The sequence below is a fragment of the Pararhodobacter sp. genome (assembly GCF_034676545.1).
GTDB lineage: Bacteria > Pseudomonadota > Alphaproteobacteria > Rhodobacterales > Rhodobacteraceae > Pararhodobacter.
Genome location: NZ_JAUCBZ010000015.1, coordinates 3,095,152 through 3,109,181, shown reverse-complemented (window position 1 = coordinate 3,109,181; position 14,030 = coordinate 3,095,152). Strand labels below are relative to the sequence as shown.

Below are 14,030 nucleotides of genomic sequence, written 5' to 3'. Positions count from 1 at the left end.
CCCGGTCAGCCCAGACAGGATAGTGCCATGACCGAGCCACGCAAGCTTTTCATCAAGACCTATGGTTGCCAGATGAATGTCTATGACAGCGAGCGCATGGCCGAGGCGATGGGGGCGTCGGGATATGTGACGACGGACACGCCCGAAAGCGCCGATATGATCTTGTTGAACACCTGCCATATTCGCGAGAAGGCGGCGGAAAAGGTTTATTCCGAGTTGGGCCGCTTGAAGCCGCTGAAGGATCTGAACCCCGAGTTGAAGATCGGCATTGCCGGCTGTGTGGCGCAGGCCGAGGGGGCGGAGATCATGCGCCGCGCGCCGGTGGTGGATCTGGTGGTCGGGCCGCAGACGTATCATCGCCTGCCGGCGATGGAGGCGGCGGTGCGCGCGGGCGAGCGGCCGGTGGATACCGAGTTCCCCTCGGAGGACAAGTTCGAGCATTTGCCCAAGGGGCCGCGTGCCGGGCGCGGGGTTGCGGCGTTTTTGACGGTTCAGGAAGGCTGCGACAAGTTCTGTGCATTTTGTGTCGTGCCCTACACGCGCGGTGCCGAGGTCAGCCGTCCGGCCGAGCGGATCTTGCGCGAGGCGCGGGATCTGGTGGCGCGGGGCGTGCGCGAGATCACGTTGCTGGGCCAGAATGTGAACGGGTATCACGGTGAGGGGATGGATGGGCGCGACTGGTCCCTGGCGCGTCTGGTGCGCGAATTGGCCGAGATCGAGGATCTGTGGCGCATCCGCTATACGACCTCGCACCCCAATGACATGACCGACGATCTGATTGCGGCGCATGGCGAGGTGGACAAGTTGATGCCCTATCTGCATCTGCCGGTGCAGTCGGGGTCGGACAAGATCCTGAAGGCGATGAATCGCAAGCATACGGCTGCGCACTATCTGGCGGTGTTGGAGCGGTTGCGGGATGTGCGGCCCGATCTGGCGGTATCGGGTGATTTCATCGTCGGGTTTCCCGGAGAGGATGACGCGGATTTCGAGGCGACCCTGGATCTGGTGCGCGCGGTCGGCTATCACTCGGCGTTTTCGTTCAAATATTCGGCGCGGCCGGGGACGCCCGCGGCGGAGCGCCCGGTGCTGCCGGATGTCATCTTGAACGCGCGGCTGCACAGGTTGCAGGCCGTGATCACGCAGCAGCAGCGCATGGTGCAAGAGTCGATGGTCGGGCGCGATGTGACGGTATTGTTCGAAAAGGCCGCGCGGATGCCGGGGCAAATGGTGGGCAAATCGGACTATCTGCATGCGGTTCATGTGACGGATGATGCCCTCGCACCCGGCATGCTGCGGCGCGTCAGAATCACCGAGAGCATGACCAACTCACTGAATGGTGTTCTGTTGTGAGTCGCGGCGGTTGTGGCGGTTTTGGCGGCTGTCAACCGCATGAAAATTGCCACGATCGTCGATAACAGGCCGGATTCCTTGTGGTTCGCCGGGAATCACTCTTCCATACGCGCGCAAGTTTGCTAATGTTTCCGACATGGTAGGCAGTCTTCTTGCTTTGCATCCGCGTCTGCTCGGGGTGCATGATTCGGCAGAGGGCCTTGCCAGGGGGTAAACAATTAAAAGGAAGATGGCTGTGGTTAAGTCTGTTTCCAAAGCTGTCCGGCTGATTGCTGGTGCCACTGCCATGGCGCTTATGCTGACGGGTCTGACGGCGACCGATGCTGCGGCGCAACGCCAGCGGACGATCGTCGGGGAACGCTATGTGCCGACAATCTGGATTGATCCGGATGGGTGCGAACACTGGGTGATCGACAACGGCATCGAGGGGTATATGACGCCCAATCGGACGCCTGACGGACGTCCGGTGTGTCATCGGACCAACGTGTGCCTGACGGAAAGCACCGACACGCTTTTCGCAACCGGGAGCCATGCCTTGCGTCCGGGTGCAGAGGCGCGGTTGATGTCGTTCTTCCGCGGCAACAACGCGACGGCCTATGTGATCTATGGTCACACCGACCCGCGTGGGGGATTCGAGTACAACATGAACCTGTCCGAGAATCGGGCGCGTGTCGTGGCGAACGTTGCGATTGCCGCCGGCGGCGGTCGGGTTGCAACGGTGCGGGGCTTTGGCCCGATGAATCCAGTGGCGTCGAACAGCACGGCAGCGGGCATGGCGCGCAATCGTCGTGTTGAAGTGCTGTGCGTGCAGTGAGTTCCGGGGGGAAAGTCAGAATGAATACCGCGAAAATCATCTTGCTCGGTGCTGCGGCCCTGACCTTGTCGGCCTGTGTCAGCTCGACCGGGACCGCCAACAACAACGCCGGGGGCGGCGATGGCTGGGTTGAGTGGAACAACGAGGATAGCACCTCGGACCGCCATTTGGGGGTTCCCAACCACCTGTCGAACATGCGCGATGCCGGCATCTGGGTGGACCCGCAGGGGTGTGATCACTGGATGATCGATGAAGGCGTCGAGGGCTATATGTCGGCGCGGCTCGATCAATATGGCAACCCGGTTTGCTCGGGCATTGCCCCGCCGACCGTCGCTGTCGGGCGCTATCGTCGCGGCACCTGATCCGCGCGTGCAGTGTACGGACTGGGCGGCCCTTTCGGGGGCCGTTCTGCTTTGTGCGAACTCTTGGTAGCGGCGTGAACCGTCAATTGTGCGCTTTGGCGATGGCTTCCGGGCTTGCGTGCCGGCGGCGCAGTTGGCAGCATGGGGCAACGGTTTAGACCCCACCAACCAACACGAGGTGACACTTGGGAATCAGCGCGCTGACTCCTCCGGCGGCGTCCGGAGATCCGCAGCAAACGATGCTGGAATTTGCGGACAATCGTCTCTTGATTGATTTATGCGGTGAGTATGACCGCAATCTTGTGAAGCTGGAACAAGAGTTGGACGTACAGATCGTGCGTCGGGGCAATCAATTGCACATCATGGGCGAGCTTGCGATGCGTGAGCGCGCCGCCGAGGCGCTGAAGGCGCTCTATGCGCGGCTGTCGGGTGGAAAAGAGGTCGAGCAGGGCGACGTTTCCGGGGCGGTGAACCTGTCGGCGGGCGAGAAGCCGGAGCATCAGCTGGAAATGTTCCGCAGTGGACAGGTCGAGATCAAGACCCGCAAGAAAACCGTGGCGCCGCGTACCAAGGCGCAGCAGGATTACGCGCGGGCCTTGTTCGAGCAGACGCTGAATTTCGGCATTGGTCCGGCGGGGACCGGCAAGACCTATATTGCGGTGGCGGCGGCGGTGAATTTTTTCATCGAGGGGCATGTCGACAAGATCATCCTGTCGCGGCCGGCGGTGGAGGCGGGGGAAAAGCTGGGCTATCTGCCGGGCGACATGAAGGACAAGGTCGATCCCTACATGCAGCCGCTTTATGACGCGCTGAACGACTTTTTCCCGTCGAAAATGTTGGCCAAGCTGATGGAGGACAAGCGCATCGAGATCGCGCCGCTGGCCTTCATGCGCGGGCGCACCTTGTCGAGCGCGTTTGTGGTGCTGGATGAGGCGCAGAACGCCACCGAGATGCAGATGAAAATGTTCCTGACGCGGCTGGGCGAGGGGTCGCGCATGGCGATCACCGGCGACCGGACCCAGGTCGATCTGCCGCGCGGGCATACCAGTGGTTTGGCCGCCGCCGAGCAGATCCTGAAGGGTATTCCGGGGATCGGGTTCAATTATTTCACGGCGGCGGATGTGGTCCGGCACCCGTTGGTGGCCAAGATCGTCGCGGCCTATGATACCTATGAGGCCAAGGTAACGCGCTAAGGGTCTGGCGTGGTAGGGTGTGTGCTTGCACGCACCTTACGGGCCCCTGAGGGAGGGTGCGTGCAAGCACGCACCCTACGGGGCCTTGAGGGACGGTGCGTGCAAGCACGCACCCTACGGGGCGTCGCCGCGTGGGGTCAATGCGCCCACATGCGGATCAGGTTGGAGCGGGATTTCGACAAGAGCCGCGCCTGGTCCGGGTCTTGCGTGGATTGGATCGCCTGCCACAGATCGAACAGGATCTCACGCTGCGCCGGGTCCTGGACCCAGCTTTGCACCCAACCGACCACGACCAATCGAGAGCCCTTAGTGACCGGTTCAACGTGATGCAGCGTGTTCGACGGATAGACCACGGCCGCCCCTTGTGGCAGCTTGAAGGCGCGATCCTCGATCCGGTCCGAGATCACCAGCGCGCCGCCGTCATAGCGCGCCGGGTCTGACAGGAACAGCGTGACACTGAGGTCGGCGCGGACCCCGGCGATCAGCGCGTTGTCGACATGCGGCCCGTAGTGGCCGCCGCCTTCGGTGCGCGTCACCATCAAGGCGGCGAAATGGCGCGGGTAGGCGATGGCCTGAAACACCGGATTTGCCAGCAGCGCGGTTTGCACCTTGTCCAGCACCGCTTGCGTGGCGGGTCCGGGGGTTGCCTGCTGGTTGACTTTGACGGCGCGCGCCACGGCGCCCGCGGTTCTTGCGCCATCCTCAAAATCCAGCGCCGAGGCCGCGGCGTGGAGCACCGTGGTCTCGGATTTCGTGAGCAAGGGGTCAAGCGTGACGGGCATCAGCGGTGACGCAAGGCAATGATTTCGACCCAGGCGGCGGCGACGGCGATCAGGTCGGGGTCGCCACTGGTCTGGGTGGCGGTCAGATCGGGGAACAGCGGCGCGAGCGGGGCGAGTTGGTCCAGCACTTCGGTGCCGGCCTGCGCGGTGGCCGGGTCTGCGCTCTGTGCCAAATGTTGCGCGCGGGCGCGCACGGTTTCGACAAAGCCCCAGGCGTCACGGTATTCGTGATCCAGGGTGACCACGCCATTCTCGACGCCGCCCGCATAATCCGCGGCGGCCACGTCGAGGAGCGATTTCATCGACAACAGCCGGTCGCCCAGCGTGGCCTGAGAGGCGTCGCGGGCGGCATCAATGGCGGCCAGCAGGGCGCTGAGGCGTGCGGCGGCGATTTCTGTGGTGACCTCATCGGCGATGGCCTGGGCGAAGGCTTCGGCTTCGGCGGCAAAGCCGGGCGCGCCAAGGGCGGTCAGCGCGGGCTCGATGTCGTCATAGAACGCGTGGTGCGAATCCTGGAGTTGTTCGAGCGCCTCGGCATACTCGCCGCGTTGATAGAGCGTGCCAACGATCCGGTGGGCCGCTTCGAACAGGCCAAGATCGGCGAGGAACCCGGCGGTGCCGCTTTGGCGCACAACGCCGGCCTCACCGGCCTCACCACCTTCGCCGGTTTCCGAGGCAAAAGCCGCGGGTGCCAGCACCATCGCGGGCACCAAGGGCACCGCAAGCCCGAGAACGGCGGCGGTTGCCGCGGCCAACGGGCGCGGCGAGACGCGGCGGGCCGGGCGCGCGGGTTCTTGTGTTGGCCGGGTTGGCGTGGTCATAGGTGACTCCTGAATAAACCAAGTAATATAGTCGGATAATATTCACGCAGGCACCTGTCAATCCCCCTATCGTTCGGATTTCGCAGGCGGTATCATGGGCCATGCACGTCGAAATTGATATCACAGACGCCCGATGGGCCGCGTTGGACCTGAACACTTTGGTGGCGCGGGCAAGTGCGGCGACCCTTGCGTTTCTGGGCTATGACCCGGCCGCATTCGAGGTCAGCGTGCTGGCCTGTGATGATCAGCGCATCCAGGCACTGAATAGCCAGTTTCGTGCCAAGGACAGCGCGACCAATGTGCTCTCGTGGCCGACATGGGATCTGAGCGCCGAGACGCCGGGTAACGCGCCGGACCCTGCCGAGCCGGGCACGCCCGAGGACCCCGAGGCGCTGGGCGACGTGGCATTGGCCTATGAGACGTGTTTCGACGAGGCGCGGGCGCAGAACAAGACGCCCGGCGACCATGTGACGCATTTGGTCGTGCATTCTGTGCTGCATTTGCTGGGTTATGACCATCAAACCGACGAAGATGCGGTTTTGATGGAGGAAACCGAGCGTTCAGTCCTTGCGCAACTGGGGATTGCCGACCCATATGCACAGAACGACTCAGCGATGCCACTTGGCGTCGCGGCCTTGGATTAACTGCTCCCGGAAAGGACCCATGACCGATTCTCATACGGGCACTGGCCCCGCCGACACCCTCGATGTGTCGGAAGACCCCGACCCTAGTCCGGACGATAGCACGCAGCAACGTGGGCTGCTTGGTCGCTTGTTCGATGCGTTCACGCCCAACGAGGCCGAGGATCCCGCAGAGCGCGCGCTCAACGAGTCCATGCGGCAGGTCTTGCCGGGCTTGGCCAATCTGCGCCGTTTGCGTGTGGCGGATGTGGCGGTTCCCAAGGCAGAAATCGTGTCCATCTCGCATGACACGACGATTGATGACCTGATCGCGATTTTCCGCGAATCCGGGTTTTCGCGTTTGCCGGTCTATCACGAGACGCTGGACAAGCCGATGGGGCTGTTGTTGCTCAAGGATCTGGTGCTGAACCGGGCGTTTGACCTGCGCAACGGCGATCTGGTGATCGACGAATTGCTGCGCCCGTTGCTCTTTGTGCCGCCGTCGATGCCATTGGTGATCCTGCTGCAGAAAATGCAGGCCGGACGGATGCATATGGCGCTGGTGATTGACGAATACGGCGGTGTGGATGGTCTGGTCACCATCGAGGATTTGCTGGAGCAGGTCGTCGGCCAGATCGAAGATGAACACGACACCGAGGACGAACATTTGTGGCAGGCCGAAGCGCCCGGTGTGTGGCTGATTCAGGCGCGCGCGTTGTTGGAGGATCTGCACGAGGCACTGGGCATTGATCTGGCCGAGGGGATCGACGACGACGAAGTGGATACGCTGGGCGGGCTGATCTTTGTGCTGCTGGGCCGGGTTCCGGCGCGTGGCGAAGTCATCGCACTCCCTGCCGGGCATGAGATCGAGGTGATCGAGGCCGATCCGCGCCGCGTGAAACGGCTGCGGCTGCGGCTGGCGGGCACGGGCGACAGCGTCAGCGGCGACTGAGGGTGCGCGCGGTCCTGACCGGGCGCTACGGGCGCGGGTTGATCGCCCTTGGTTTGGGCGGCGTGGCGGCATTGGGGCAGGCCCCCTGGGGGGCGTGGCCTGTCACGGTTGTGGCGTTGGCCGCGCTCATGGCGCTGGTGGCGCGGTCAACCTCGGCGCGCGCGGGGTTCTGGGCCGGGTGGTTGGCCGGAACCGCGCATTTCGCGCTGTGTCTGGCATGGATTGTCGAGCCCTTTCTGATCGAGCCCGAACGCCACGGCTGGATGGCGCCTTTTGCGCTGGTCTTCATGGCGGGAGGGTTGGCGCTGTTCTGGGCGGTGGCCGCTGGGCTTGCAACGGCCTCGGTCCGCGCGCCGGTCGCGCGGGTCTGGGCCTTTGCCGGGGCGTTTGTGGCATTCGAGGCGGTGCGCGGCTATATTTTCACCGGCTTTCCCTGGGCGTTGAGCGGCCATATCTGGATCGGCACGCCGATGGATCAGAGCGCGGCGCTGGGCGGCGCGCTGATGTTGAGCGCTTGGGCACTGGGCCTGGCGGCTGCTTTGGCAACGGCTGCCTTGCGCGCGGCGGCGGGGCGGATCCTGCGCGCCGGTGTGGTTGCCGGGGCGGGCGTTCTGGCGCTGGCGTCGGCCTGGGGCTGGGGTGCGGCGCGGTTGGCGCAGCCGGTGCCGTTGGGCACGGGGGTGCCGATCCGGCTGGTGCAAGCCAATGTGCCGCAGCATCTGAAGTGGCAGCCTGATCTGGTGATGGAGTTTTTCAACCGTCATCTGGACCTGAGCGCAGCCCCCGGCGAAACCGTGCCGCAGCTTGTCATCTGGCCCGAATCCGCCGCGCCGTTCTTGTTGAACGACGCGGGCAGCGGGCTGCGCATGATCGCCGAGGCGGCGCAGGCCCCGGTGGTGTTCGGCGTGGACCGGCGCGCGCGCACCGAAGACGGGCTTGTGCAGTATTTCAATTCGCTGGCGATGATCGACACCGAGGGTCAGATCATGGCGCAATATGACAAGCACCACCTTGTGCCGTTTGGCGAATATGTGCCGCTGGTCGCGTATCTGCCCGGCGATTGGCGCGGCTTGGCGGCGCGGGTTCTGTCGGGCTATGCGCCGGGTCCGGGGCCGCGGGTCATTGACCTGGGCGCCGCGGGCCGCGTGGTGCCGCTGATCTGCTACGAAGCCGTGTTCGCCCGCAGCCTGCACACCGAGGAACGCCCTGACTGGATCTTGCAGATCACCAATGACGCCTGGTTCGGCACGCGCAGTGGTCCCTTTCAACATCTGGCGCAAGCGCAGCTTCGCGCGGTGGAAACCGGCCTGCCGTTGGTGCGGGTTGCCAATACCGGGGTGACGGCGGTGATTGATCCGATGGGACGTATTGTCGCGTCCTTGGGGTTGGGCGAGAGGGGGTTTCTGGACAGCACGGTTCCGGGTGCGCTTGTACCGACGCCTTATGCTCAGGTCGGCGATGGGCCCTGGACGATTGGGCTGTCAATCCTGGTGCTTTTTCTGGGTGCCAGGGTTTGGCGGCGCCGCGTGCGGCATCGGGTGTAACGAGGGAAAAGAATTGACCTTGGGGCGCGCAACGGGTAGCGCGGGTCAATTCTGTCACAACGGCTTCCTGACGTGGCAGTTATAATCAATGGAGCATACCTCAAATGAGTCGTAAGAATTATATTTTCACCTCGGAATCCGTTTCCGAGGGGCATCCGGACAAGGTCTGCGACCGGATTTCGGATTCAATCCTCGATGCGTTTTTGGCCCAGGAACCCGAGGCGCGTGTCGCCTGCGAGACCTTTGCCACCACCAACCGCGTGGTGATCGGTGGCGAAGTCGGGCTGTCGGACCAAGCCAAACTGGCGGAATACATGGGCCGCATCGACGGGATCGTGCGCGAGTGCATTCGGGACATCGGCTATGAGCAAGACAAGTTCCACTGGGACACGGTCGAGATCACCAACCTGTTGCACGAACAATCCGCACATATCGCGCAAGGCGTCAACGCATCCGGCAACAAGGATGAGGGGGCCGGCGATCAAGGCATCATGTTCGGCTATGCCACCGACGAGACCGAGGCGCTGATGCCCGCGCCGATCCAATACGCCCACGCGATTCTGCGGCGTTTGGCCGAGGTGCGCAAATCGGGCGAAGCGGCGGTGCTGGGCCCGGATGCGAAATCGCAATTGTCGGTGCGCTATGTCGATGGCAAACCGGTTGAGGTCACGTCGATTGTCCTGAGCACGCAGCATCTGGACGAGACAATGACCTCGGGTGACGTGCGCGCCGTGGTCGAGCCCTATATTCGGCAGGTGTTGCCCGATGGCTGGCTGACACCAACGACCGAATGGCATGTGAACCCGACCGGGAAATTCGTGATCGGCGGGCCGGATGGCGACGCGGGCCTGACCGGTCGCAAGATCATCGTCGATACCTATGGTGGCGCGGCCCCGCATGGCGGCGGCGCGTTCTCGGGCAAGGATCCGACCAAAGTGGACCGCTCGGCGGCCTATGCGGCGCGCTATCTGGCAAAGAACATCGTTGCGGCGGGCCTGGCCAAGCGTTGCACGTTGCAATTGTCGTATGCCATCGGCGTCTCGCAGCCGTTGTCGATCTATGTCGATACGCATGGCACCGGCACGATCCCCGACGAGCAAATCGAGCGTGCGGTGCGGACGGCGATGGATTTGACGCCGCGCGGGATTCGGACCAAGTTGCAGTTGAACAAGCCGATCTATGCGCGCACGGCGGCCTATGGCCACTTCGGGCGCGCGCCCGAGGCCGATGGCGGCTTCAGCTGGGAGCGCACGGACCTGATTGACACCCTCCGCGCGGGCGTTTGAGGGATCACGGACGGTGCGTGCAAGCACGCACCCTACGCGCCGCCGGCGCTTTGGATCAGGGCAAGGGGAAACCCTTGCCCTTTTTCCATGAGGTCATACCCTGTGCCAGCGCAGGGGTTTTGTATCCGCGCGTTTGATCACGTTCTTGGCCTCAAGATCGAGTTGCACGCATTTCAGCCACCAGCCTGATTTTTCGCCGCCGGGAAACACCATGTCGTCCAGATGCGGCAAGAGCCCGGCTTTGGCCTCGGCCGCCGTGAGGCCGGGGGCCTCGCGCGGCAGGACGGCCAACAAGGCCGCTTTCATCGCATCGTATTTCGCCCGGTCAACGCGGGTGATGTGATCCGGGGCATTGATGTTCTGGACTTCGATTGTATCGGTCTGACGGCTCATGGCATGTGCCCGGCTTGGGAGATTGCGCGGCGAACTCTGCGACGATTGTCCGGCGCTGTCAAACCGTGCCGGGTGATCTTGCGCGGCGGGTTTGCTTGGGTCAGGGTGTCGGAGCGCAAGAGGGGAACCAGATGCCCGAGACAGTCCGATACGCGTTGATCATGTTGGCGGCCGGGATTGGCATTCCGGTGTTGGCGGCGCTGAATGCGCAACTGGGTGCGCGGATCGGATCGCCCACCGTGGCGGCGGTCGTGCTGTTTTGTGTCGCCTTGCTCGGTGCCATCGTGGTCATGGTGGCGACGCAGGGCCCCGCTGGGTTCAGCGCGCTGACCACCCAGCCCAAACACCTGTTTCTGGCCGGGTTGCTGGTCTGTTTCTATGTCCTGTCCGTCACCATCGTCGCGCCGCGGTTCGGCGTTGGCAATGCGGTGTTCTTCGTGCTCATGGGGCAGATGATCTCGGCGGCGCTGATCGACCAGTTTGGCCTGTTTGGTGCGATCGTGCGGCCACTGACGGTGATGCGTGCCTCGGGCCTGGGCGTGATGGCGTTGGGGCTGTTTCTGATCCAACGGGCGTAACGCGGCCTCTTGCATGGCGGCGCTGCGGCAGTTATGGCCGCGTCCCATGAGTGACAATCGCAAACCCGACCTGCCGCCGCATCCCGCGTTGACCGCGCTGCGCACGCATCGCAATTTCTATGGCCGTGTGCATGGCAAGACCCTGCGCCCGACGCAAAAAGAGTATCTGTCGCAGGATCTGTCGGCCTTGCGGCTGCGCAATGTTGCGGTGGATGAAAACCCCGAGCGCCGGACCTTGGCGCTGTCCGATATTCCGGGTTCGGGGCCGATCTGGTTGGAAATCGGCTTTGGCGGCGGCGAGCATCTGGCGCATATCGCGGGGCGGTATCCGGATGTGCGGTTGATTGGCTGCGAGCCGTTCGTCAACGGCGTGGCCATGCTGCTGGGTCTGCTGCGGCGCAATCCGGTGCAGAACACGTTGATCCACCCGGGTGACGTGCGCGATCTGTTCGATGTGCTGCCCGATGCCTGTCTGGACAAGGTGTTCCTGAATTACCCGGACCCCTGGCCCAAGGCGCGCCACCATCGCCGCCGCTTTGTGACGCCGGATCATCTGACCCCGTTGCACCGGGTGATGACGCCGGGCGCCGAGTTTCGGGTGGCCACGGATATCCCCGACTATGCGCGTCAGACATTGGAAGAGGTGCCGGCGGCGGGGTTCACGCTGGTGTCGGACAGTGTCACGGCGTGGGACGACTGGTTTTCGACCCGCTATGAGCAAAAGGCGCTGCGCGAGGGGCGGGTGCCGCAATACATGACATTCCGGCGGGAGTGACAGGACGGGCGCTGGCGTGCTTTGGGTCTGCTCTGCGGCAGGTCCAAGGGCTTAAACGCTCTGCCACCAAGTGGTGTGAGACATCCCACTCCGTCGTGACGTTTTGCAACGCATTCACTCGGGCGAGGATGGCAGAGGTCGGGAAAAGCCTGTTGCTGGAAAAGCGCCTCACGAAAACAACAAATAACAGGGCACAGGCCCCTAAATCCCGCTCTGTGTTGACCATATTTGAAATGGCGCGGCCACAGGGGATTTTTCCCCATGTGGCAAAACAACCTCTGCGCGCATGGCGGGCAGTCGGTTGAAAAGGTGGTGGTCGCGGCGGATCACATCTTGATCAGGCCAAATAAGATCGCCTTGGCCACGGCGTTGTCACGGGTCCGGGATTTCAGTTTCTGTTTGGCGTTGGAGATGTGTTTTTCAAAGGTTTTTTCGGATATCTGGAGCTTCCAGCAGATTTCGGATGGCCGCAAACCCGCCGCAAGCCAACTGATACAGTCGATTTCACGGGCGGTCAGGCCAATCAGGAGATTTGGCTGGTCCTTGCGGATATGCATGTCAAGCATGGCCGCACCTTGGCAGATCTGCGCCCCGTACCGGCTCCACAACTGTCGGAATTCGTGGCCAGATGTGACGGCAGTCGTCCAGAAACCCATCCCCGAAAGCCCGAAGGCACTGCGATCTATGGCGATGGAGCAGCCAAACTTGAGCCCCATGCCGTGTTCGGATGACACTTGTTTATGCTGTTCGGGGGTATAATGACTCACGTACTCCGAGATATTCTCGGGCACCCATTCGACATAATCCTCACCCGCAAGCAGGCGTGCGATTGTTGTATCATGGTCGATTGCGCGTTCGGGGCCCGAGGTTTTTGCCCAATCGTCGCCATAGGTATGATGCGAGAAAAGCGCCTTGGAATAATTGAACTCCAAGAAATCCGATTTCATACCCGCGAAGCCGTAAAAATAGCCCTTGCCGCCATGGTCCTCGATAAAACTCTGGAACACAGAGAAAGGATCCTCATGCGTGCGGAGTTGCGCGGCGAATTCCTGAAGTTCTACCGCATTGTTCATAGGAGACCTCGAATTCAAGTCGCTCTCATGGAAACGCCAACCAATTCCCTCGGGACTTGTTCTAAAAATAGACATTTGTCAAAGGCTCGTGGGCGAATTCCGTGGCGCAGTCGTGAACAAGGGTGGGCCAGAGCCGCGTTTCAGGGGCGCGGCATTTGATTGATCAGCACGCCGTCGCGGTCATAGAGCAGGATCTCTCCGGCCTCGGTGACCACCACCAGCCAGTCGCGGGCAAAGGTGACGGCGGCGGGGGTGGCACCTTGGGGCAGGATCACGCTGGCGGGCAGTTCGGGCAGGGGCGCTGCCGTGCCGAGCCGCGTGACAAGCAGGCCAACGATGGCTACAAGCCCGACAATCATCACCCCCGCAAGGGTGGTCACCAGCAATTTCAGGAACCGCAACTCAGGCGGGAGGGATGTCGTGTCATCTGAATCGGACATGGACGAGGGTCTGCCTTTGGAAATCGACGTGGTCATTGGCGCGAACCCGCCCGACCGCCTTGATAAGGCCTTGGCGCGCGATGTGCCAGAGGAAGCGGCCTTGTCGCGATCACGGCTGTCCAAGCTGATCGCCGAGGGGGCGGTCAGTCTGAATGGCGAGATCATCACCAACGCCAAGGCGAAAGTGGCCGAGGGCGACGCGTTTGTTATCACCGTCGAACCCCCTGAGGATCTGGACGCGCTGCCCGAAAACATCCCGCTGAGTGTGGTTTATGAGGATGCCGAGTTGATCGTCATCGACAAACCGGCGGGCATGGTGGTGCATCCTGCGCCGGGTACGCCGCACGGGACGCTGGTCAACGCCTTGTTGTATCATTGCGGCGAGACCCTGTCGGGGATTGGCGGGTCCAAGCGACCCGGCATTGTGCACCGGATCGACAAGGAGACCTCGGGGCTTCTGGTGGTCGCCAAGACCGACCGCGCGCATCACGGGTTGGCCGCGCAATTCGAGGCGCATACCGCTGAGCGGCGCTATCTGGCGGTGGTGCATGGCATGCCGGATCCGGGCGACCCGCGGTTGAACGGCTGCAAGGGCGTGAATTTCGAGACCGGCGGCGTGTTGAAGATCACCACGCGGCTGGAGCGGCATCGTTTTGACCGCCAGAAACAGGCGGTGTTCTTTGATCGCGGGCGCCATGCGGTGACGCGGGCGCGGGCAATCGAGAGTTTCGGGTCGCCGGTTCAGGCCTCGTTGGTGGAGTGTCGGTTGGAAACCGGGCGCACGCATCAGATCCGGGTGCATATGGCGCATGTCGGGCATGGGCTGATTGGCGATCCGGTCTATGGCGGCAAGCGCAAAGCGTCGCCCGCGGCCCTGTCGGCGGCGGGTGTCGAGGCCTTGGCGACATTTCCGCGTCAGGCGCTGCATGCCGCGACGCTGGGATTCGTACACCCGGTTTCCGATGAGCGCCTGAGTTTTGAAGCACCACTGCCGCAGGATATGCGGGATTTGTTGATGGCCTTGGGTTGGGCGGGTTGAGCCGGAAT

Annotated in this window: 16 protein-coding genes and 1 riboswitch; of the genes, 11 read left to right on the top strand and 5 right to left on the bottom strand. The window is 62.9% G+C overall.

Annotated elements, in window-relative coordinates; translation table 11 throughout:
* Positions 1-27 precede the first annotated feature (27 nt).
* The 4 genes from miaB to VDQ28_RS18675 all read left to right on the top strand — a co-directional run bounded on the left by miaB (position 28) and on the right by VDQ28_RS18675 (position 3,719).
* Positions 28-1,350, top strand: coding sequence for a tRNA (N6-isopentenyl adenosine(37)-C2)-methylthiotransferase MiaB (gene miaB / locus VDQ28_RS18690; protein ID WP_323037361.1), 1,323 nt, complete (start codon positions 28-30; stop codon positions 1,348-1,350).
* Positions 1,351-1,579: 229 nt separating this feature from the next.
* A complete protein-coding gene (locus VDQ28_RS18685) occupies positions 1,580-2,164 on the top strand; it encodes an OmpA family protein (RefSeq protein ID WP_323037360.1) in 585 nt (194 codons plus the stop codon).
* A 20-nt stretch (positions 2,165-2,184) separates the two neighbouring features.
* The gene (locus VDQ28_RS18680; protein ID WP_323037359.1) at positions 2,185-2,526 is read left to right on the top strand and encodes a hypothetical protein; all 342 of its coding nucleotides are present in this window, start codon (positions 2,185-2,187) and stop codon (positions 2,524-2,526) included.
* 185 nt (positions 2,527-2,711) lie between these two features.
* The gene (locus VDQ28_RS18675) at positions 2,712-3,719 is read left to right on the top strand and encodes a PhoH family protein (protein WP_416349403.1); all 1,008 of its coding nucleotides are present in this window, start codon (positions 2,712-2,714) and stop codon (positions 3,717-3,719) included.
* Positions 3,720-3,856: 137 nt separating this feature from the next.
* On the opposite strand, the gene VDQ28_RS18670 is transcribed toward VDQ28_RS18675, so the two are convergent.
* Both VDQ28_RS18670 and VDQ28_RS18665 read right to left on the bottom strand, forming a co-directional pair.
* Positions 3,857-4,501 (bottom strand): Fe2+-dependent dioxygenase, encoded by a 645-nt coding sequence (locus VDQ28_RS18670; protein ID WP_323037357.1) that lies wholly within the window; start codon positions 4,499-4,501, stop codon positions 3,857-3,859.
* Positions 4,501-5,322, bottom strand: a complete 822-nt coding sequence (locus tag VDQ28_RS18665; RefSeq protein ID WP_323037356.1) for a hypothetical protein — start codon at positions 5,320-5,322, stop codon at positions 4,501-4,503. The genes VDQ28_RS18670 and VDQ28_RS18665 overlap by 1 nt, the downstream gene beginning before the upstream one ends.
* Before the next feature lie 101 nt (positions 5,323-5,423).
* On the opposite strand from VDQ28_RS18665, the gene ybeY reads away from it, so the two are divergent.
* The 4 genes from ybeY (at position 5,424) to metK (ending at position 9,724) form a co-directional block, all read left to right on the top strand.
* Entirely contained in the window at positions 5,424-5,966 is a 543-nt protein-coding gene (gene ybeY, locus VDQ28_RS18660; RefSeq protein WP_323037355.1) for an rRNA maturation RNase YbeY, read from the top strand.
* Positions 5,967-5,985: 19 nt separating this feature from the next.
* On the top strand, positions 5,986-6,894 hold the full coding sequence (locus VDQ28_RS18655) for a transporter associated domain-containing protein (RefSeq protein ID WP_323037354.1): 909 nt from the start codon (positions 5,986-5,988) through the stop codon (positions 6,892-6,894).
* Positions 6,895-6,896: 2 nt separating this feature from the next.
* Positions 6,897-8,438, top strand: coding sequence for an apolipoprotein N-acyltransferase (gene lnt / locus VDQ28_RS18650; protein ID WP_323037353.1), 1,542 nt, complete (start codon positions 6,897-6,899; stop codon positions 8,436-8,438).
* Positions 8,439-8,486: 48 nt separating this feature from the next.
* A riboswitch (SAM-SAH riboswitch) is annotated at positions 8,487-8,534 on the top strand.
* Between the two features lie 8 nt (positions 8,535-8,542).
* Positions 8,543-9,724 carry a methionine adenosyltransferase gene (gene metK, locus VDQ28_RS18645; RefSeq protein WP_323037352.1) on the top strand — a complete coding sequence of 394 codons (1,182 nt, stop codon included), beginning with the start codon at positions 8,543-8,545 and terminating at the stop codon, positions 9,722-9,724.
* 93 nt (positions 9,725-9,817) lie between these two features.
* Here the strand turns inward: metK and VDQ28_RS18640 are convergent, their stop codons facing one another.
* A complete protein-coding gene (locus VDQ28_RS18640) occupies positions 9,818-10,117 on the bottom strand; it encodes a DUF6958 family protein (RefSeq protein WP_323037351.1) in 300 nt (99 codons plus the stop codon).
* A 131-nt stretch (positions 10,118-10,248) separates the two neighbouring features.
* On the opposite strand from VDQ28_RS18640, the gene VDQ28_RS18635 reads away from it, so the two are divergent.
* Positions 10,249-10,695, top strand: a complete 447-nt coding sequence (locus VDQ28_RS18635; RefSeq protein ID WP_323037350.1) for a DMT family transporter — start codon at positions 10,249-10,251, stop codon at positions 10,693-10,695.
* Positions 10,696-10,741: 46 nt separating this feature from the next.
* The gene (gene trmB / locus VDQ28_RS18630; RefSeq protein WP_323037349.1) at positions 10,742-11,470 is read left to right on the top strand and encodes a tRNA (guanine(46)-N(7))-methyltransferase TrmB; all 729 of its coding nucleotides are present in this window, start codon (positions 10,742-10,744) and stop codon (positions 11,468-11,470) included.
* Positions 11,471-11,796: 326 nt separating this feature from the next.
* Here the strand turns inward: trmB and VDQ28_RS18625 are convergent, their stop codons facing one another.
* A complete protein-coding gene (locus VDQ28_RS18625; RefSeq protein WP_323037348.1) occupies positions 11,797-12,543 on the bottom strand; it encodes a helix-turn-helix transcriptional regulator in 747 nt (248 codons plus the stop codon).
* Between the two features lie 140 nt (positions 12,544-12,683).
* A complete protein-coding gene (locus tag VDQ28_RS18620) occupies positions 12,684-12,983 on the bottom strand; it encodes a DUF6476 family protein (RefSeq protein ID WP_323037347.1) in 300 nt (99 codons plus the stop codon).
* Here VDQ28_RS18620 and VDQ28_RS18615 point away from each other — a divergent pair.
* Positions 12,982-14,022, top strand: a complete 1,041-nt coding sequence (locus tag VDQ28_RS18615) for an RluA family pseudouridine synthase (protein WP_323038157.1) — start codon at positions 12,982-12,984, stop codon at positions 14,020-14,022. The genes VDQ28_RS18620 and VDQ28_RS18615 overlap by 2 nt on opposite strands.
* The last annotated feature ends 8 nt before the right edge of the window (positions 14,023-14,030 follow it).